The organism is Micromonospora arborensis, assembly GCF_003205615.1.
GTDB classification, from domain to species: domain Bacteria; phylum Actinomycetota; class Actinomycetes; order Mycobacteriales; family Micromonosporaceae; genus Micromonospora; species Micromonospora arborensis.
The window spans coordinates 117,452-134,426 of the sequence record NZ_PYBV01000005.1 but is presented as its reverse complement, the minus strand read 5'-3'; the positions used below and the strand labels follow the sequence as shown (position 1 = coordinate 134,426).

The following is a 16,975-nucleotide window of genomic DNA, read 5'->3' as shown; positions in this document are numbered from 1 at the left end:
TCGAGACGGCGTGATCCTCAGGCCGGCACCACGTTCGTAGCGGCGCCGGATTGCCAGCGTCCAGGGCTTACGGACAGCACATATCAACGCTCGGTAATCTGTCGATATCGGATCGTAGCGAGAGATGTCGATGATCGCCATGGAGGCGGAGCGGGCTCCGGCGCGAAGGATTCCGCCAACTGCGGGTTCTCGAAGAGCGTGATCGCGACGATCCCATCGTCGGCGACCGTCAGCACCGCCACGCCGAAGGGCTCGCCGCGGAACCACGCCACTGCGGCGGGCTGGCCGTTTGCCTCGGTCGCCGCCATCCGCCAATCCCCGGCGTCGCGCATCGCAGGCGTCGCGAAGGCCAGGCACGCCTCACGACCGGCGTACGAGGCGGGCGAGCCGACCGGATCGATGGACGCGTCGGCACGCAGTACCTCGCGGAAAGCGTCCGCGTCGGACGCCTCCCACGCGGCCATGTACCTGGCGAGCAACTCCCGGGCCCGGGGCGAGGAGGCGTCCAGCACCTCGTCGCGGGCGGGAGCCGCCTCGGAGAGCCGGGCCCTGGCCCGCTGCAGGGCGCTCTTCACAGCCGGCACGGACATGTCCAGCGCCTCGCCGGTCTCGGCCGCCGAGAAGGCCAGCACCTCCCGCAACAGCAGAACGGCGCGCTGCCGGGGAGCGAGGTGTTGCAACCCGACCACGAAGGCGAGCCGCACACTCTCCCGCGCGGTCACCAGATCGGCCGGATCCATCGGGAACGGCTCAAGCCAAGGACCCAGGTCGTCCGGACCGAGATTGGACGAGAGCGCGCGCCGCCCGCGGCCCTCGATCACGTTCAGGCAGACGTTCGTAGCGATCCGGTAGAGCCAGGTCCGTACCGACGAACGCCGCTCAAGCGTCCCCCACCCGCGCAGGGCCCGCACGTACGTGTCCTGCACGACGTCCTCGGCCTCGTGATAGGCACCAAGCATCCGGTACGCGTGGGCGAACAAACCCCGACGTTCGGTCTCGAACGCCTCGGTCAGAGCCCCAGCTTCGGGCGCACCCATGCGGCCAACCTCCCAATCGCCTCGTCGGCCACCGGTGCGCGCCCGGCCGCCATCTGGAACGTGTGCAACTGCCCGTCGAAGACGTCCAGCCGGGCGCCGGTCAGCTTCGCGAGGCGCTCGCTGTCACCCCGGCCGCTCTCCTCGCCGCCGCACTGCACGTAGACCGGAGGCAGCGCGGACAGGTCGGCGTGGAAGGCGTTGACCTCCGGCGCAAGGCCACTTTCTCCCTCGGGCAGGTACTGCGCAATGAGACCCTGCACCATCGGCCGGGTGAAGAAAAGGTCGGTAGCTTCGTTCTCCTCGTACGAGGTCGCGGCCTGCGCCGGGTCCATGTCGATCCACGGCGACAGCAACAACAGCGCCGCCGCGCCGGGCTCGCGGAGGGCGACCTGCACGGCGAGGCCGCCGCCGGAGGAGTCGCCCGCCAGCGCCACCGTCTGGGTACGCGCCGCCGCCCACCGGTACGCCGTGACCGCGTCCTCGATCTGGGCCGGGAAGCGGAACTCGGGGGCCAGCCGATAGGTGGCGAGCAGCACCCGCACACCGGCCGCCTTCGCGAGGTGCCCGTACATCTTGCGGTGGCTGTACAGCGACCCGCTCACGAAGCCGCCACCATGCAGCGCGACGATGACCTGGTCAGGGCCGACGGCGTGCGGGATGAGCCACATCGCCGGCACGCCGCCCGCCGACACCTCCACGTAGTCCACGCCGCGTGGCTCGGCTGTGACGTCTCCCCACTGGTCGACCTCACCCATGTCCCCTGCGGCCCAGCGGGCGTACATCTCTTTTATCGCAGTCATGTGAATACCGACCGCCGGTGTACCCGAAAGGAATCGGCGTGTGCCGGCGCAGGTGAAGATCCAGGGGACGCTCTTGATCGATGCTCGCTCATCGATCCGCGCGCAGGTCGCCGCCTCCCGATGCATACTGACCGTCGCGCCGAACATTCAGTACCGTACTCCTTGATGCAGGACAGCCTCGGGTGCCGGCCGACCACTGCGGCCCGGGGCCGTGCCGCCGCTCGTGAAGGGATGTTCGAGGTGACCCTGTTGACGGCGTTGTCCCGGTCCCCGGACGACTGCCCGGACGCGGTCCGAGTCTCCGGCCGGTCGATCCCCGGTACGCACCTGTTGGAGAGCGCCACGGCCGTGGCCGACCGGGTGCACGGGCTGGATCGGGTCGCGGTCAGTGCGGTGGCGTCGTTGGAGACCGTCGTAGCGATCGTCGGCGCGCTGCTGGCGGGCGTCACCGTGGTTCCCGTGCCGCCGGACTCGGGGCCGATGGAGCGCGACCACATCCTGCGGGACTCCGGTGCGGGCGCGATGCTGGCCGCGGCGGACGAGCGTGTCGACGGTGGCACGCTACCGGTGGTGCCGGTGTCGCTCCGCGACCGCTCCACGAGCCACCACCGGGAGCCGGACGACGAGAGACCTGCGCTGATCCTCTACACCAGCGGGACGACCGGCCTGCCGAAGGGTGTGCTGCTGTCCCGTCGGGCGATCGCCGCCTGCCTGGACGGCCTCGCCGACGCCTGGTCCTGGACCCCGGACGACCGACTGGTGCACGGGCTGCCGCTGTTCCACGTGCACGGTCTCGTCCTGGGACTGCTCGGCCCGTTGCGCCACGGCAGCCGACTCGATCACGTCGGCGTTCCCCGGCCCGAGCGGTACGCCGCCGCCGACGGCACGCTCCTGTTCGGCGTGCCAACCGTGTGGTCCCGGATCGGTTCCAACCCGGCGGCCGCCCGGGCGCTGCGCGGGGCCCGGTTGCTGGTCTCGGGCAGCGCCCCGCTGCCGCCGGCGGTTTTCGAGCGGATGTGGGCGCTCAGCGGCCACCGGGTCGTGGAGCGCTACGGCATGACGGAAACTTTGATCACGGTGAGCGCCCGGGCCGACGGGCTGCGGGAGGCGGGCACCGTGGGGTTGCCGCTACCAGGTGTACGGACCCGACTGGTCGACGAGCACGGCGCCGCGGTGGCCTCGGACGGCACGGGCATGGGTGAGCTGCTGGTCCGGGGACCGACCTTGTTCAGCGGTTACCTCAACCGGCCGGATGCGGATGCCACGACGTGGACCGACGACGGTTGGTTCCGCACTGGTGACATCGCGACGATCGCGCCGGACGGCAGGCATCGGATCGTGGGCCGCGCGTCGACCGACCTGATCAAGAGCGGTGGGTACCGGATCGGCGCCGGCGAGGTCGAGGACGCGCTGCTGGCCCACCCCGCGGTGCGCGAGGCAGCGGTGGTTGGCAGCCCACACCCGGACTTGGGGCAGCAGGTCGTGGCCTATGTGGTGGGTGACCGCGTCGCGGAGTCGGAGTTGATCAGTTTCGTGGCCGGCCTGCTCGCCGTGCACAAACGCCCGCGTCGGGTCCACCTGGTCGACGAACTGCCCCGCAACGCGCTCGGGAAGGTGCAGAAGTCCCGCCTGGGCTGACGAGAAGGTCCGGTATTGCGGGGCGGCTGCCGCCGCGTCCGCGACCGGCGCCTCCCGCCACACCGCGATCAGCCTCGACCAGGCACGCCAAGGGAGCACCTCACGATCGTGGCGCCTTGTCGGCAGCGGGTCAGGGTGCCAAGGTTGTCTTTGTGATCATGGAGAGTGCTCGCGATGACGCAGCTTAGGGTGATCGATGTTCCGGATCGAGTTTGAGCTTCGGCCTACAGCCGAGGTGCCGCCCTGGGGAGGCGACCGCCCGAGCCTGCACTGGTTCGGGTTGACCAGCGGCTGGTACCGCTTCATGGTCCAGGACTGCGAGTTCCTGCGCTACCGGGACGAGGCTGTCCGCAGCTGGAATCTCGAGCGGCCATACCCCGACTATTACGTCGCCCGGCTGTGGGAAGACCTGATCGTTCTGCGCTGGGCGCTGCAAGAGCCGGTACCGGAGGACTTGATCCCGTTTGTCGACGGGTCGTTCCTGCCGCGGGAGTTCCCCGAGAGAGACGACTTCGGCGACGACGTGGACGCCGCGTTCCATCTTCAGAGCGACTACGCCCTCGACGTGGGTTACCTGACGAACGCGCCAGCCCTGAGGTGCTGGCGGCATACCGTTGACGGCTTGGACCTGGTGACGCTGAGCCAGCAGATTCCGCCTGGGAAGCGGGGTGCTTTCGAGGGTCCCGAACGGCTGGATGCCACCATGCCGGCCGCGGAACTCCTCGCAGCGGTCGATGACTTCGATCGGCGGTTCATTGCGGCGATGGGGGTTCGAGTCGCTGAACTGGAACGCAGCGGGCCGCCTCCCGGCGTGGACCTGGATCTCCAGCATCTGCGGGTGGAGCACACGCAGCGCAGCAGTTGGCTCGATCAGCGTCTGGTTTCACCTCGCGATGTCGATTGGACGAAGGTGCGCGCCGGTGTCGCTGAACTTGGCTCGTGGCCACCGGTCTCATAGACAACGCGCAGATGAGCACTGCGACATCGGCCGCTTACGGGTCAGACCGGCCAACCGCGGTGAAATGCCCATGCGTCCCGGTGGTCCTCTCGGTAGGGTCGCCAACGGCCTGGCGACGGCGATCTGCCCGCCGACCGCTGTCGTGCTGCCCGACCGGAACCGGAGGCCCCCAGCAATGGCCCGCAAGACGTATCAGGTCATCGTGCGCGGCAGGTTCGCGCCACTCGATGACGAGCAGCGGGCCGCGCTGCTCGCCAAGGCGGACGATCACGACGTGTTTCGGGCGAAGTTCACCGAGGAAGGCACCGTGACCTACGAGCGGTCCCTGCTCGCCTTCACCTTCCGCTGTCTGGTCCCGGCCACCGATGAGGACGGCGAAGCGGTCGTGATCGGCAAGGCGGAAGCGCTCGCGGCAGCCGCCGTATCGGGAATCGGCGCCGACTACCGCGACCTCAGGTCGGTGTCGACCGACCTCGACAACATCAAGATCCGCCGCCGGGAGCACCGATACTCATAGGGCTCTGCCGTCTGTGGGACTGCGGGCCGACGCGGGTGGTCGGGCGACGGATTGCGGTGCGTGGGTGTGGTCGGTAGGACTCGAATGGCGGGCACGTGGGTACGCTGCACCGGAGGCGCCAGCCAACACCGTGGCCACCGTCACCGATCAGTGGCACCATCGGTCGTTCCCCGCATCCGCAGACGAGAGGCGACACCACACCATGACGGCGGTTTCAGGCCAGAGGCCTACTGCTGCTGCTGCTGCGGGTCCGGCGACTGCCGGGCGGGCCGCGGAGGACGACCTGCGGGCGTTGTTCGGGCAGTCCATCGCCGTCTTCGCGTCGCTGGCCGGGCCAGCGCACGTGGTGGAGACGGCAAACCCGGCGTTCTTCGCCACCGTCGGCGAAGAACGGGCCCGCGTTGGGGTCGCGCTCGCCGAGTTGATGCCTGAACTGGCCGATCAGGGATTCATCGCTCTCCTGGACCAGGTCTTCGCCACGGGTGAGCCCTACACCGGCCGTGACGTCCGGGTCGTGCTGGGCAGCGGCCCGCAGGCGCGGGAGGCGTTCTTCGACTTCACCTACGAGCCACGCCGAGACGCCGACGGCAACATGGTCGGCATCCGCCTGATCGGCGTGGAGACCACACAGGTCAAACATGCCCAACGGCTGATGACCGAACATCGCGCCCTGCTGGAGCAGATCGCCCGCCAGGCACCCCTGACCGAGGTGCTCGACGGGATGGCCCGCTGTATCGAGAACCTCGCACCGCAGGAGGTGCTCGTCTCCGTCCTGCTCGCCGATCCCGACGCCCGGCACCTGCGTCACGGTGCCGCGCCGAGCCTGCCCGACTTCTACAACCAGGCGATCGACGGCATCGCGACCGGCGAAGGTGTCGGCTCGTGCGGCACGGCCGCCCACCGGCGGGAACCGGTCATCGTCACCGACATCGCCATCGATCCGTTCTGGGACGACTTCCGGGACCTGGCCGACCAGGCCGGACTGGCAGCCTGCTGGTCCACGCCGATCCTGGCCCGCGACGGCGGCCTGTTGGGCACCTTTGCCATGTACCATCGCACCCCGCGCGTCCCGCAGGACACCGACCTCGCCCTCACCCGGCTCTTCGCCGACACCGCGGCACTGGCCATCGAACGCCACCATATCGAGCAGGCGAAACTCGCCGCCGAAGCACGCGCGACGTCAGCCAATGACGAGCTCGCCAGGGTCGTACGCGTGGAGCGGAAGCTGCGCGCCGAGGCTGAGCAGCGCGCCGCCGCCGCTGCCGAACTCGCCGCCCAGATGCGTGCCGCCGCAGCCGCGCAGGCCGCCACGCCCCACCCCGAGCACTGCCAGCTCGGCGGCGCCGCCGGCTGCACCGCGCCGGCCGAGATCAAGATCGCCGATTCGTGGGGCGACGCGGCATGGGGCTGCCCCGCCCACGTCGAGGAGGCCATCCTCAACGTGCGGTCGGTGTTCATCGCCAACGAGGAACTCGGTGGCCTGACCGCCTACGTCAACCGCTGAGCGCAGTTCAGTCTCCAGGGTCGTCGCACTACCCTTCCCCAGCATGACGCGTTACCTTGTCGTGCCTGGTCGAGGAGTTCCATTCTCCGACCACTGGTCGCGCTGCTGGGTCAGGGACTACCCGACGTACCGGTGGGCGCCCGAACCGCCCGGGCCACCGTACGTCGCCGCCGAACGGGTCGCCGCGCTGCACGCTGCCATCTGCGCCGACAGCGAGCCGGCGATCCTCGTGGCGCACAGTGCGGGATGTCTGACCGTCGCCCTCTGGGCCAGCCAGCACGCCGGTCCCGTCCGTGCCGCCCTGCTGGCCACGCCACCGTACGTGGATCCGGACTGGACTCCCGACCCGCACGAGACCGTCGATGTCTTCATCGGCCACGTGCCACGCGAGCCACTGCCCTTCCGCTCGATCCTCGTCGCCAGTCGCAACGACCCCAACGCCACGTTCGAGCAGTTCGAAGCGTACGCGCGAGATTGGGGATCGGAACTGTTCGACGCGGGCGCGGTCGGCCACCTGGACTCCAAGACCGGGTTCGGCGCGTGGCCCGACGGCCAGCGCCTGGTCCGATCGTTGACCCGGCCAGTACAGCCACCACACCGTTGACGCCAACGCGTCAGTGGCCACGGAACGCTTCCTCCAGCCACCATGACCCACGCGCAGTCGCTGACCTTGGCGTCGATCACCAGCGGCCGGGTACGGGTTCCGGCGAGCCAGCGGCGTACCGGCCCGAGATCGTCGACGGTCCGGACGGTCAACCCGTCGCACCCGTAACCACGGGCGATGGCGGCCAGGTCGGTCTCGGGGAAGGTGACCGTGTCCAACGGGTGCCCGTCCGGGCCGAAGTGGTGCACCTCGGCGCCGTACGCCGCGTCGTCGTAGATCACCACGAGCAGGGGTAGCGCCAGCCGGACGGCGGTGACCAGTTCGGTCGCGGACATGACGAAGCCGCCGTCGCCGACTGCGGCGACGGTGAGCCGGTCCGGCCGGGCGACCGCCGCGCCGAGCGCACTGGCCAGGCCGAGCCCGATCGACTGGAACGCCTGGGTGAAACAGAATCCGGCCACGTCCGGCACGTCGAGCCACATCGACGGGTAGCCCATGAAGTTGCCGGAATCGACCACCACCGTCCGCCGGAAAGAGCGGCGACAAACTCCTGCAGCACCGTCATGCGGCGACGGTACACCGCACGCCCGCTCCACGATGGACTTTGATGTGGTACTCCAACGCCGCCTGGTTGAGAGCCTGATTCGCGCAGTTCTCCATGGCCGGATAGCGACATCGAGGCAGTGCGCTCCGTGGAGACGGGCGCGGTGGTAGCGTGCGGCGAGCCTTTGCGATCTTGGTCAGATCCCTTCAGCGGCCCACTAAGGAGATCATGATGGCAGGTGTTCCGGCCGATCCGGGCGTGTTGCATCCGATACCCGAACAGCCGCGCGTGGTGCTACTGAAGCCGCTGGTCACCTCGCCGCTGATCGAGGTTGGGGAGTTCACCTATTACGACGACCCGGATGATCCAACCACCTTCGAGGCCCGCAACGTGCTGTACCACTACGGGCCGGAAAAGCTGATCATCGGGAAGTTCTGCGCGCTGGGCGAGGGCGTGCGTTTCATCATGAACGGCGCCAACCACCGCATGGACGGCCCGTCGACCTTTCCGTTCCCGATCATGGGTGGTTCCTGGGCCGAACACTTCGATCTCATCACCAACCTGCCCGGACGGGGTGACACGGTGGTGGGCAACGACGTGTGGTTCGGATACCGAGCCATGGTGATGCCCGGTGTCCAGATCGGCAGCGGAGCGGTCATCGCTTCCGGGTCCGTCGTCGTCGACGACGTCCCCGCTTACGGCATCGTCGGCGGCAACCCAGCCAGGCTCATCCGCCTCCGCTACAGCGAGGAAGACGTCGCCCGCCTTCTGGCACTTGCCTGGTGGGACTGGCCAACTCAGGACATCACCGAACGCCTTCGCACGATCATGTCCGGTAGCGTCGACGACCTCGAGGCCGTGGCACCCAAGCATCGGTAGTGCCGGGTCGGGCCTGGGCGGGCTGACCCATAGCAGTCGGGCTGGCAGTGGCCCCTATCATCCGGAGCGTGGTGGAGGTTGCGGATGTCGTCGACGCGTTCGACCGAGCTGCCGAGCGGCTGCGGTTTCCCGAGCCGGAACACCCCCACAGCTATCTGGTAGCGGCTCGACTACACGCCTTCAGCGATGCTGAACGCTGGGCATTGGTCGTGGACACCGTCGGTTACAACCCGCGCGCCGCCAACGTCGTGGACGTTCTGCACGCTCTCGGCAACTGCCTTGTCGGCACGAACGAAACGTGGACCAAGCGGTTCGTCAACCGTATCGACAACTTCGCGGAGGTATTCGAGGACGAACCGGGAGCCGCCTGGTACCGGCAGGTGTCGTTGGTCATCCGAGGGCAGTCCGTGCCCGTGGCCGCCGCGGCGACGACCTCTCCGCAGAACCTCTTCAGACTTCTCACTCCCCAGCATCGCGACCTTCTGCTGGCCGAGGACCCAGAGGTGCGTCAACTCGTCCCGGCAGACCTACCTCAGGTGCTACGCCTCGACGACTGGCACCACACCGCCCTGCGAGTGCAGCCACCGAGCCCCGAGCGAGAACGGCGACGACAGGTACACGAGATTCTCACCCGCCACACACCGCCGCAGGAGCGGGTACCGTTCGAGGTGCGCCCAAGCGACATCGGAACCTACCAGCAGATCGCTCAGGTGTTGGCCACCGCCGACCCCTCCCACTACCGGCCTACCCTCCCGGGCAACACGCACTGGAGCAACTGGCCGATGTCGGGAGCGCTGTGACGGCATTCCAAGATCCAGCGCGTGGATGGCGACCAGGAAAGTGAGACCGTTCCTGGCGTGCCGAGGCAACCGGCGCACTCGTCCTAGATAGCGACCGGGAGCGTCTCGATCCAACAGGACGCGACCTTCGGGGCCAGCAGGGCCTGGGCCTCCTCGGCGTCCGCCTCGGTCAGGAACACTCCGGCGCCAGAAATCTTCGGCCTGTTCTCGGAGCCCACGTCGGTCATGAGGACGAAGACGTAGCGGAACCGGTCCCGGCGCGTCTGCTGCTGGTGGTCTGCGTGCAACGCGCCAACCAGGTCCTGGATGGAGGCGGCGTTGAACCCCGCGTTCAGGCCGTCCAACGGATCCGTGGGCCACCGTCGCATGTGGGCGTTCGCGCTGTTGAAAAAGCTGCCCTGAGTGCGGGGCAGGATGCCTTCATGCCAACCGACGGCCATGCTGACGACGTAGTCGGATCGGCCTTGGCTCTCCAGTACGAAGACCCGGTCCCCGCGGTCGGCACGTACACCGGGGAGGGACGCCATGATCTGGGTCGCCTCCCCAACGGTCGCGCATCTGACGACGAGCCCCGCGAAGCCATCGCGGATCTTGACGGCCTCGACCGGCTTGAACAGCAGGTCGATCGTGGTCTCGTGCTCGTCGTCGATCGGGTTGCTGCGCAGCAGCAGTTGGCCGTGGCTCGCCGAGTATGCCTCCATTGCGAACCGACGGTCGCTACGGAAGATCTCGGCACCGGGGGGCAGCTCATGATCTTGCCTCAGCCAAGCGTGCGCAGTCATGGAGCCATGATTCCGACCGGGGATCACGGCGGTCAAAGAAGATTCGTGTCGAGAGTCGGTTCACCTGATCTCTCCGGCCAACCAGTCGGCAGTCGCGGGCAGCCAGTCGGGCTGGGCGTTGCCGAGCAGGTGGTCGCCGTGCGGAACGAGTAGGTACTTCCCGTACGGGGCAAGGCGGGCCAGCGGCTCACCGTTTGTCACACCGGGGATGACGTCCTGGCCGCCGTCCACCACGAGGAGCGGGCCAGTGACGCGGGGCGCCAGCGTGGACAGGTCGACCTGGCGGGCGAAGTCGCGGGCCGCAGCGGTCCCGCCGGCACGCCGGGCGAGCACGTCCTGCACCGGGGGCGGTAGGGCATCCCAGTCCAGACGGAACGGACCGCTGACGGTGGCGGTGGCGGCGACGCGTGGTTCGTGGGCGGCGGTCTCGGCGACGTAGTAACCGCCCAGGCTGAGCCCGATGAGACCGACACGGTCGACGCCGAGCGCGTCAATGACCTGTCCGATCACCGTGTGGTAGTCCGGGCGGATGGTGGAGGTGGCCGCGAGCGCACCCTGTCCGGGACCGTCCATCGCGAACACCGCGACACCCCTGCGCAACAGGGCCGCGGTGACGGCGTGGAACTCCTCCTTGCTGGAGTCCAGGCCGGGCACGACGATGACGGTGCTCGTCGCGTCGGTGCGGCCGCGCAGCCAGCCGGTGAACCCAGGTCCCTCGATTCGTCGGGCATGCGGTTCCAGGAGCGCCAGGGCGCGGCCCATCGCGGCGTCGGCTTCGGCGGCGGCCAGCACGTACTCGGCTTGCGGCGCCAGGGTGGCGAAGTGGAACCAGCGTGCCGCCACCTGGTAGTGCTCGCCGGCGGACACCGGCGAGGCCGCCTTCTCGGCGCGGGCGAGGTGTTGTCGCCCAGCGCGGATGAATGCCTCGTCCCAGTCGTCAAGTGCGGCCAGCTCAGTGGTGACACGCTGATACTCGTGCGGATCCAGCCCTGCCCCGACGGCACGCGTGAAACTGGCGGCGGCGAACCCTGCGACGCTCATCGCACTGCTCCCGTCGTGAGGACGGCCTTGCCGCGAATGCGGCGTTCCCGCAGGTCGACCAGGACCTCGGCGGTCCGGCTCCAATCGAGCACGCGGTCGATCTCGGGGTGCAGCCGCCGATTGACCACCAGGCGCACCAACGTCGCCAGATCCTGGCCATATGGTGCGCCCGCGTAGTGGAAATGCCGGATTACAGCCCGCTCCGGCCCCGCCAGGATGTCGAAGAAGTTCAAGGTCACCGGGGTACGGCTGGCCTGACCGAACCACAGCAGCGTGCCTCCAGGAAGCAGCTTCGACAGGGCGACCGGAAAGTCCGCACCGCCGGTGGATTCGAGCACCAGGTCGAACGGGCCGTGGGCGTCGGTGACAGCCTGCACGACCGTTGCCGCACCAAGCTCAAGCAGTCGCTCACCACGCGCCGGCGTGGCGGTCACCGCGGTCAGCTCCGCCCCGGCGGCGGCAGCCAGCTCGGTCAGGTAGTGCCCCACGCCGCCGGAGGCGCCGGTCAGCAGCACACGCCGGCCCGCCAGCGCGCCGGCCGCCCGCAGCAACCGCAACGCGGTGATCCCGGCCAGCGGCAGGGCGGCGGCCTGCACGGCGCTGATGTCGTCGGGCAGCACGGCAAGCGAGTGGGTGGGGACCGCCACGTACTCGGCCCAGCCGCCCATGGCCGGATGGCCCACCACCCGGGTGCCCATCGGCGGGCCGGAACCGTCCGCGGCCGCCTGCACCACCAAGCCGGCGACGTCCTTGCCGGGAACCAGGTCCAGACGTGGCTCTTCCAGGAGGAAGGTCTCACCACGGTTCGGTGCGAATGCCTCGACTTTGATCAATGCTTCATCCGGTGCCGCGACGGGCTGCGTGTCCTGGGCAAACACCACCGGACTCCGCGGGTCGCCGGTCGGAACCAATCTCCTCATGCCGGTCAACGTACGAGCGGCACCGGCGGGGCATCCAACAACGTTCGAGAACAGCCGACAACCATCGGTTGTAACCTAAGGTGGGGACCGTGGATCTTGACATGGCGCAGGTTCGCGCGTTCCTGCTCGCGGCCGAAAAGCTGCACTTCGGCCGGGCGGCCGAGGAACTGTCGATCTCGCAGCAGGCGCTGTCCAAACGAATCGCACGCCTGGAATCGCGGCTCGGCAGGCAGTTGTTCGACCGCAATGTTCAGGGCGTGCAGCTCACCGAAGCCGGAGTGCGTTTTCTGGCCCCGGCCAGACAGGCACTGACCGCCGCGAACCTGGCTGTGGCGGCGGTGCTCGAACCCTACCGGCCGCTGCGGATCGATGTGTGGGGCCACCTGTACGGCCCCATGCGCACGTTGGCTCACGTGGCGGCGCGGACCAGCGAGCTGCGGTTGGAGCTGGGGCACGGCCGGGACCTGCCATCGGTGGCGGCCGCGCTGCTGCACGGCGACATCGACGCCGCCTTCGGCCGCGTCCACCCGCCCTTGCCCGCCGGGCTGACGCATCGGCTGGTACGCCTCGAACCGGTGGACGCGATCCTCAGCGCGGACCATCCGCTCGCGACCGAACCCGCTCTCCGGCCCGAGCAGCTGCGTGACAGCGTGCTGTGGACCCCCGGAGCGCTCGACCGGCTGGACTTCCTGCACCGCTTCGCCGAGCACTTCGAGATCCGCGACCATGCCGAGGGCGCCAACCTGGGAATGGACCACTTCCTCGCCGACCTGGCGGTGGACCCGAGCCGCTTCTCCCTACTGCCAGCCGACGTGCCACTTCCCGACGCCCCAGGGATCAGGCTGGTCCCGCTGGTGAACCCGACGCCCCTGTACGCCTGGTCGCTGCTGTGGCGCGGCGACGGGCATCCGCTGCTGGACGCCCTGGTGAGCGCCTTCGTGGCCGAAGCCGGGCGGAACCGCTGGCTGGAGTACGACCCCGCCCGCGACTGGCTGCCAGAACCCAGCCTCACCCGCTCCGGCGAGCCGGTTCGAAGATGAGGATGGGATCGGCCTCAGGACGCTCGTAAGCGTTCCGAAAGGGTTCGCGAACAGTTCGACGGCTTGCGCGGCCGTACGCTGCGGGGGTGGGAAAATGGATCTTCCGGTCGCCGGTGGCACGGGCTGGTCTCGCCTCCGCTGCCGTCGTGGTGATTCTGGTCCTCTACTGGTTCCAGCCGTGGAAGCTGTTCACCAACACGTACGTCGACGAGGCGGTTCCCCGCGTCGCGACGGCATCGGCCACCCCCACCCCGGCGTCGGCGACCTCGGACCCCGCGACCTCGGCAGCCGCACCAGCGGCGATCGAGATCCTGACCGTCGGCGAGTTCGTCACCCATGAGCACCGGACGACCGGCAGTGCCGAGATCCACCGGCTCGCCGACGGGCGCCACCAGCTCGTCCTTCGGGACCTGAATACGTCGAACGGGCCGGACCTGCGGGTGTGGCTGACCGACCAACCGGTCACCCGAGGCACGGCCGGCTGGCGGGTGTTCGACGATGGCGAGTGGGTCGAGCTGGCGAGGCTCAAGGGCAACAAGGGCAACCAGGTGTACGAGCTACCGGCTTCGGTTGACCCACGCGACTTCCGGAGCGTCTCCATCTGGTGCAAGAGATTCGCGGTCTCCTTCGGCGCGGCGGATCTCAAGACCGCCTGACCCGGCCACCCGGCTCCAGGCCGTCTGCACCCCTACGCGGGTCGGGGGGCTGCCCTGCCGAACACGTCATTGACTTCCGTCACTGCATGATCTAGCGTCGGAGCGAATCGATTCGACGTCGAGCCGGGTGCTCCGGCACCACCCGACGGTCGGTCGCGTGGCGTTCGGGCGTATGTGGGCCACCAACGATTCGACGAGCCACTGGCCCCGCAGGGGCGGCGAGGCCGGTGGCGGGAACCTGTGGCGATGAGCCGGCCGGGCGCCGTGAGCACATCGCGCCTTCTGGGGTTTCGTCCACGCCACGTGTGGTCGGCGGAGGAACCGGGAGCGGCGCGTCGCCGCGGCGTGGGGGTCGCCGTGGACCTCACCACCTGAATCAGTTCGTGCCGAGCGGCGGGAGCCCCCTCATGACAAGACGTAGACCCATCCTTGCTTCTCTTGCCACGGCGGCGGTTGTCGTCGTGACCGCGGGCGCGGCGGCGCTGGGCGGTGGCTTGAGCACCACCGCGTCGGCCGCGAACCCCGCAGCGGCCGCGGCGACCGCCGGGTGCGGCAAGGCGCCCACGTTGACCAGCGGCCAACGGTCCATCCAGAGCGGCGGTCAGAACCGTAGTTTCATCCTGAGGATTCCTGACAACTACGACAGGAACCACACCTACCGGTTGATCTTCGGATTCCACTGGAACGGCGGCACCGCCAACGACGTCGACGGCGGTGGGTCCGACGGGGCGGCCTGGTCCTACTACGGACTGCGGCAGCAGGCGAACAACAGCACCATTTTCGTCGCCCCGCAGGGCAACGGCAACGGCTGGGCCAACCCCGGCGGCCAGGACGTCACCTTCGTCGACGACATGATCAGGGTGATCGAGGCCGACCTCTGCGTCGACACCACGCAGCTCTTCGCGCTCGGCTTCAGCTACGGCGGAGGCATGAGCTACTCACTGGCCTGTTCGCGCGCAGGTGTCTTCCGCGCTGTCGCGGTCTACTCCGGCGGGCAACTCAGCGGGTGCAGCGGAGGTACCCAGCCGATCGCGTACATGGGGATCCACGGCATCGGGGACCCGGTGCTCAACGTCTCCGCCGGACGTTCCCTGCGGGACAGGTTCGTGCGGAACAACGGGTGCACCGCACAGAACCCGCCCGAGCCGAGGGCGGGAAGCCTGACCCACATCACCACCACCTACTCCGGCTGCCGGTCCGGCTATCCGGTGGTGTGGGCCGCCTTCGACGGCGGGCACACCCCCGGCCCGGTGGACGGCGGCGGGGACAGCGGAGCCAGGACCTGGACCAAGGGCGAGGTGTGGCGATTCTTCACCCAGTTCGGTAGCACCGACCCGACGTCGGGTCCGACCACCGCGCCGCCGACCACCCCGCCGCCGAGCGGCACGTCGGCCCTGCGCAGCGCGTCCTCCGGACGGTGCCTGGACGTCAACGGCGCCTCCCAGGCCAACGGAACTGCGGCGATCATCTGGGACTGCCACGGCCAGAACAACCAGAGCTGGACGTCGACCGCCGCCCAGGAGCTGCGCGTCTTCGGCGGCAAGTGCCTCGACGTGAACGGCGCCGGTACCGCGAACGGCAGCTCGGTGATCATTTGGGACTGCAACGGCCAGTCCAACCAGAAGTGGCGGCTCAATGCCGACGGCTCGATCACCGCGGTTGGTTCGGGCCGGTGCCTGGACACGGTCGGCAACGGTACGGCCAACGGCACCCGCATCCAGATCTGGGACTGCACCGGCGCGGCCAACCAACGATGGAGCCGGAGCTGAGCCCGGCGAATTTCATTCCTGAACAAGGAGGCTCGACTGTGCCACTTCGCAAACTCTTCACCCCCTGGATAGGGGTAGCCATGGCTGTCATGGTGCTGGCCGCCGTGGGAGCGTACGTCGTCGCGACTGTCGCACCGGCGGCCGCGGCCACCACTGCCGGCTGCGGCAAGGCGCCCGGACTGAACAGCGGCACCCACACCATCCAGAGCAGCGGGAAGAGCCGCAGCTTCATCCTTCGGCTGCCCGACAACTACAACAACAACTATCCGCACCGGCTGGCCTTCGGGTTCCACTGGTTGGGCGGCACCGCCAGTCAGGTCGCGTCGGGGGGAACCGACGGCGCCGCGTGGGCCTACTACGGCATGCTCTCCCAGTCGAACAACACCACGATCTTCGTTGCCCCGCAGGGCCTCAACAACGGTTGGGGCAACTCCAATGGTGAGGACGTGACCTTCACCGACGACATGATCCGGGCGATCGACAACGCGCTCTGTGTCGACACGACGCAACGCTTCTCGGTCGGGTTCAGCTACGGCGGCGCGATGAGCTACTCGTTGGCGTGTTCCCGGCCGACGGTGTTCCGCGCGGTCGCGGCAATCGCGGCCCCGGGGGCGATCAGCGGATGCAGCGGCGGCACCCAGCCCGTGGCGTACCTGGGGATCCACGGCATCAACGACAACATCCCCAGCGGTCGGTCGCTGCGCGACAGGTTCGTCCGGAACAACGGTTGCGCCGCACAGAACCCGCCCGAGCCGAGGGCGGGCAGCCTGACCCACATCACCACCGCCTACTCCTGCCAGCCCGGATATCCGGTGGTCTGGGCCGCGTTCGACGGCGGCCACCAGCAGGGTCCAGTGGACGGGTGTGCCGGCTGTGAGAGTGGCGCGCGGAGCTGGGTCAAGCAGGAGGTGTGGCGGTTCTTCACCCAGTTCGGGTCCACCGTGCCGCCCACCACTCCCCCGCCATCGACTCCGCCGACCGGCCAGCAGAACGTGCTGATCGCCGGCAGCCAGTCCGGTCGCTGCATCGACGTACCCAACTCCAGCACGACCAACGGCGCCCGTCCGCAACTGTGGGACTGTCACGGTGGCACCAACCAGCGTTGGACCCATACCGCCAACCGCACCCTGACCGTCTACGGCAACAAGTGCCTGGACGCCAGCGGGGCGGGCAGCAGCAACGGCACCGCCGTCCTCATCTGGGACTGCAACGGCCAAGCCAACCAGCAGTGGAACCTGAACTCCAACGGCACCATCACCGGAGCCCAGTCGGGGCTCTGCCTCGACGCCGTCAGTTCCGGTACGGCCAATGGGACGCAACTTCACCTCTGGGCCTGCCACGGCGGCGCCAACCAGCAGTGGAGCACACGTAACTAGGTGCTGATCAGTACGGCGTGATAGCGGACTGCAAGTCCGTCGTAGTGGGCGCCCGCCGCGAGAGCCCTTGGCTCTGCGGCGGGCGTCCTCTGCTGCGGAGCAGGTGGGCG

Annotated in this window: 16 protein-coding genes and 1 pseudogene; 11 read left to right on the top strand and 6 right to left on the bottom strand. The window is 68.9% G+C overall.

All coding sequences use genetic code 11. The features are described from left to right. Nucleotides 1-83: 83 nt before the first annotated feature. Nucleotides 84-1,037, bottom strand: coding sequence for an RNA polymerase subunit sigma-70 (locus C7C45_RS03670; protein ID WP_110562211.1), 954 nt, complete (start codon nucleotides 1,035-1,037; stop codon nucleotides 84-86). Further along, nucleotides 1,010-1,837 (bottom strand): alpha/beta hydrolase fold domain-containing protein, encoded by an 828-nt coding sequence (locus C7C45_RS03665; RefSeq protein ID WP_167454634.1) that lies wholly within the window; start codon nucleotides 1,835-1,837, stop codon nucleotides 1,010-1,012. Before C7C45_RS03665 ends, C7C45_RS03670 begins: the two co-directional genes overlap by 28 nt. Before the next feature lie 240 nt (nucleotides 1,838-2,077). Here C7C45_RS03665 and C7C45_RS03660 point away from each other — a divergent pair, with 240 nt between their 5' ends. From C7C45_RS03660 to C7C45_RS35785, 5 genes are all read left to right on the top strand, one after another. Further along, nucleotides 2,078-3,475 (top strand): acyl-CoA synthetase, encoded by a 1,398-nt coding sequence (locus tag C7C45_RS03660; protein WP_110562502.1) that lies wholly within the window; start codon nucleotides 2,078-2,080, stop codon nucleotides 3,473-3,475. A 196-nt stretch (nucleotides 3,476-3,671) separates the two neighbouring features. Beyond that, the gene (locus tag C7C45_RS03655; protein ID WP_110562209.1) at nucleotides 3,672-4,433 is read left to right on the top strand and encodes a DUF5984 family protein; all 762 of its coding nucleotides are present in this window, start codon (nucleotides 3,672-3,674) and stop codon (nucleotides 4,431-4,433) included. Continuing rightward, a complete protein-coding gene (locus C7C45_RS33505; RefSeq protein ID WP_146247258.1) occupies nucleotides 4,396-4,950 on the top strand; it encodes a DUF6204 family protein in 555 nt (184 codons plus the stop codon). The genes C7C45_RS03655 and C7C45_RS33505 overlap by 38 nt, the downstream gene beginning before the upstream one ends. Before the next feature lie 202 nt (nucleotides 4,951-5,152). Beyond that, nucleotides 5,153-6,454: a GAF domain-containing protein gene (locus C7C45_RS03645; protein WP_110562207.1), complete on the top strand. Its 1,302-nt coding sequence runs from the start codon at nucleotides 5,153-5,155 to the stop codon at nucleotides 6,452-6,454. 43 nt (nucleotides 6,455-6,497) lie between these two features. After that, nucleotides 6,498-7,058, top strand: a complete 561-nt coding sequence (locus C7C45_RS35785) for an RBBP9/YdeN family alpha/beta hydrolase (RefSeq protein WP_110562206.1) — start codon at nucleotides 6,498-6,500, stop codon at nucleotides 7,056-7,058. Between the two features lie 131 nt (nucleotides 7,059-7,189). Here C7C45_RS35785 and C7C45_RS35780 read toward each other — a convergent pair. Beyond that, a pseudogene (locus C7C45_RS35780) lies at nucleotides 7,190-7,540 on the bottom strand (thiamine pyrophosphate-dependent enzyme); the annotation flags it as partial. 293 nt (nucleotides 7,541-7,833) lie between these two features. Between C7C45_RS35780 and C7C45_RS03630 the strand changes: the two are divergent. Both C7C45_RS03630 and C7C45_RS03625 read left to right on the top strand, forming a co-directional pair. Further along, nucleotides 7,834-8,481 carry a CatB-related O-acetyltransferase gene (locus C7C45_RS03630; RefSeq protein ID WP_110562501.1) on the top strand — a complete coding sequence of 216 codons (648 nt, stop codon included), beginning with the start codon at nucleotides 7,834-7,836 and terminating at the stop codon, nucleotides 8,479-8,481. A 68-nt stretch (nucleotides 8,482-8,549) separates the two neighbouring features. Further along, nucleotides 8,550-9,281, top strand: coding sequence for a DUF7003 family protein (locus tag C7C45_RS03625; protein ID WP_244200228.1), 732 nt, complete (start codon nucleotides 8,550-8,552; stop codon nucleotides 9,279-9,281). An 83-nt stretch (nucleotides 9,282-9,364) separates the two neighbouring features. On the opposite strand, the gene C7C45_RS03620 is transcribed toward C7C45_RS03625, so the two are convergent. The 3 genes from C7C45_RS03620 to C7C45_RS03610 are packed head-to-tail and all read right to left on the bottom strand — an operon-like array spanning nucleotide 9,365 to nucleotide 12,024. Then, nucleotides 9,365-10,063, bottom strand: coding sequence for a hypothetical protein (locus C7C45_RS03620; protein ID WP_146247257.1), 699 nt, complete (start codon nucleotides 10,061-10,063; stop codon nucleotides 9,365-9,367). A gap of 60 nt (nucleotides 10,064-10,123) precedes the next feature. Continuing rightward, the gene (locus C7C45_RS03615) at nucleotides 10,124-11,104 is read right to left on the bottom strand and encodes an alpha/beta hydrolase family protein (protein WP_110562204.1); all 981 of its coding nucleotides are present in this window, start codon (nucleotides 11,102-11,104) and stop codon (nucleotides 10,124-10,126) included. After that, nucleotides 11,101-12,024, bottom strand: coding sequence for a zinc-binding dehydrogenase (locus tag C7C45_RS03610; RefSeq protein ID WP_110562203.1), 924 nt, complete (start codon nucleotides 12,022-12,024; stop codon nucleotides 11,101-11,103). The genes C7C45_RS03615 and C7C45_RS03610 overlap by 4 nt, the downstream gene beginning before the upstream one ends. A gap of 89 nt (nucleotides 12,025-12,113) precedes the next feature. On the opposite strand from C7C45_RS03610, the gene C7C45_RS03605 reads away from it, so the two are divergent. The 4 genes from C7C45_RS03605 to C7C45_RS03590 all read left to right on the top strand — a co-directional run bounded on the left by C7C45_RS03605 (nucleotide 12,114) and on the right by C7C45_RS03590 (nucleotide 16,865). Beyond that, nucleotides 12,114-13,064, top strand: a complete 951-nt coding sequence (locus C7C45_RS03605) for a LysR family transcriptional regulator (RefSeq protein ID WP_110562499.1) — start codon at nucleotides 12,114-12,116, stop codon at nucleotides 13,062-13,064. 86 nt (nucleotides 13,065-13,150) lie between these two features. Continuing rightward, nucleotides 13,151-13,720, top strand: coding sequence for a DM13 domain-containing protein (locus tag C7C45_RS03600; protein WP_110562202.1), 570 nt, complete (start codon nucleotides 13,151-13,153; stop codon nucleotides 13,718-13,720). Between the two features lie 407 nt (nucleotides 13,721-14,127). Further along, complete coding sequence (locus C7C45_RS03595) at nucleotides 14,128-15,489, top strand: RICIN domain-containing protein (RefSeq protein WP_110562201.1); 1,362 nt, start codon at nucleotides 14,128-14,130, stop codon at nucleotides 15,487-15,489. 80 nt (nucleotides 15,490-15,569) lie between these two features. After that, the gene (locus C7C45_RS03590) at nucleotides 15,570-16,865 is read left to right on the top strand and encodes a ricin-type beta-trefoil lectin domain protein (RefSeq protein WP_110562200.1); all 1,296 of its coding nucleotides are present in this window, start codon (nucleotides 15,570-15,572) and stop codon (nucleotides 16,863-16,865) included. Nucleotides 16,866-16,975 lie beyond the last annotated feature (110 nt).

Coding starts and splice junctions, on each gene's coding strand:
- C7C45_RS03670 (WP_110562211.1), bottom strand. CDS start 1,037: ATGGGTGCGCCCGAAGCTGGGGCTCTGACCGAGGCGTTCGAGACCGAA.
- C7C45_RS03665 (WP_167454634.1), bottom strand. CDS start 1,837: ATGACTGCGATAAAAGAGATGTACGCCCGCTGGGCCGCAGGGGACATG.
- C7C45_RS03655 (WP_110562209.1), top strand. CDS start 3,672: ATGTTCCGGATCGAGTTTGAGCTTCGGCCTACAGCCGAGGTGCCGCCC.
- C7C45_RS03645 (WP_110562207.1), top strand. CDS start 5,153: ATGACGGCGGTTTCAGGCCAGAGGCCTACTGCTGCTGCTGCTGCGGGT.
- C7C45_RS35785 (WP_110562206.1), top strand. CDS start 6,498: ATGACGCGTTACCTTGTCGTGCCTGGTCGAGGAGTTCCATTCTCCGAC.
- C7C45_RS03630 (WP_110562501.1), top strand. CDS start 7,834: ATGGCAGGTGTTCCGGCCGATCCGGGCGTGTTGCATCCGATACCCGAA.
- C7C45_RS03620 (WP_146247257.1), bottom strand. CDS start 10,063: ATGACTGCGCACGCTTGGCTGAGGCAAGATCATGAGCTGCCCCCCGGT.
- C7C45_RS03615 (WP_110562204.1), bottom strand. CDS start 11,104: ATGAGCGTCGCAGGGTTCGCCGCCGCCAGTTTCACGCGTGCCGTCGGG.
- C7C45_RS03610 (WP_110562203.1), bottom strand. CDS start 12,024: ATGAGGAGATTGGTTCCGACCGGCGACCCGCGGAGTCCGGTGGTGTTT.
- C7C45_RS03595 (WP_110562201.1), top strand. CDS start 14,128: ATGACAAGACGTAGACCCATCCTTGCTTCTCTTGCCACGGCGGCGGTT.
- C7C45_RS03590 (WP_110562200.1), top strand. CDS start 15,570: ATGGCTGTCATGGTGCTGGCCGCCGTGGGAGCGTACGTCGTCGCGACT.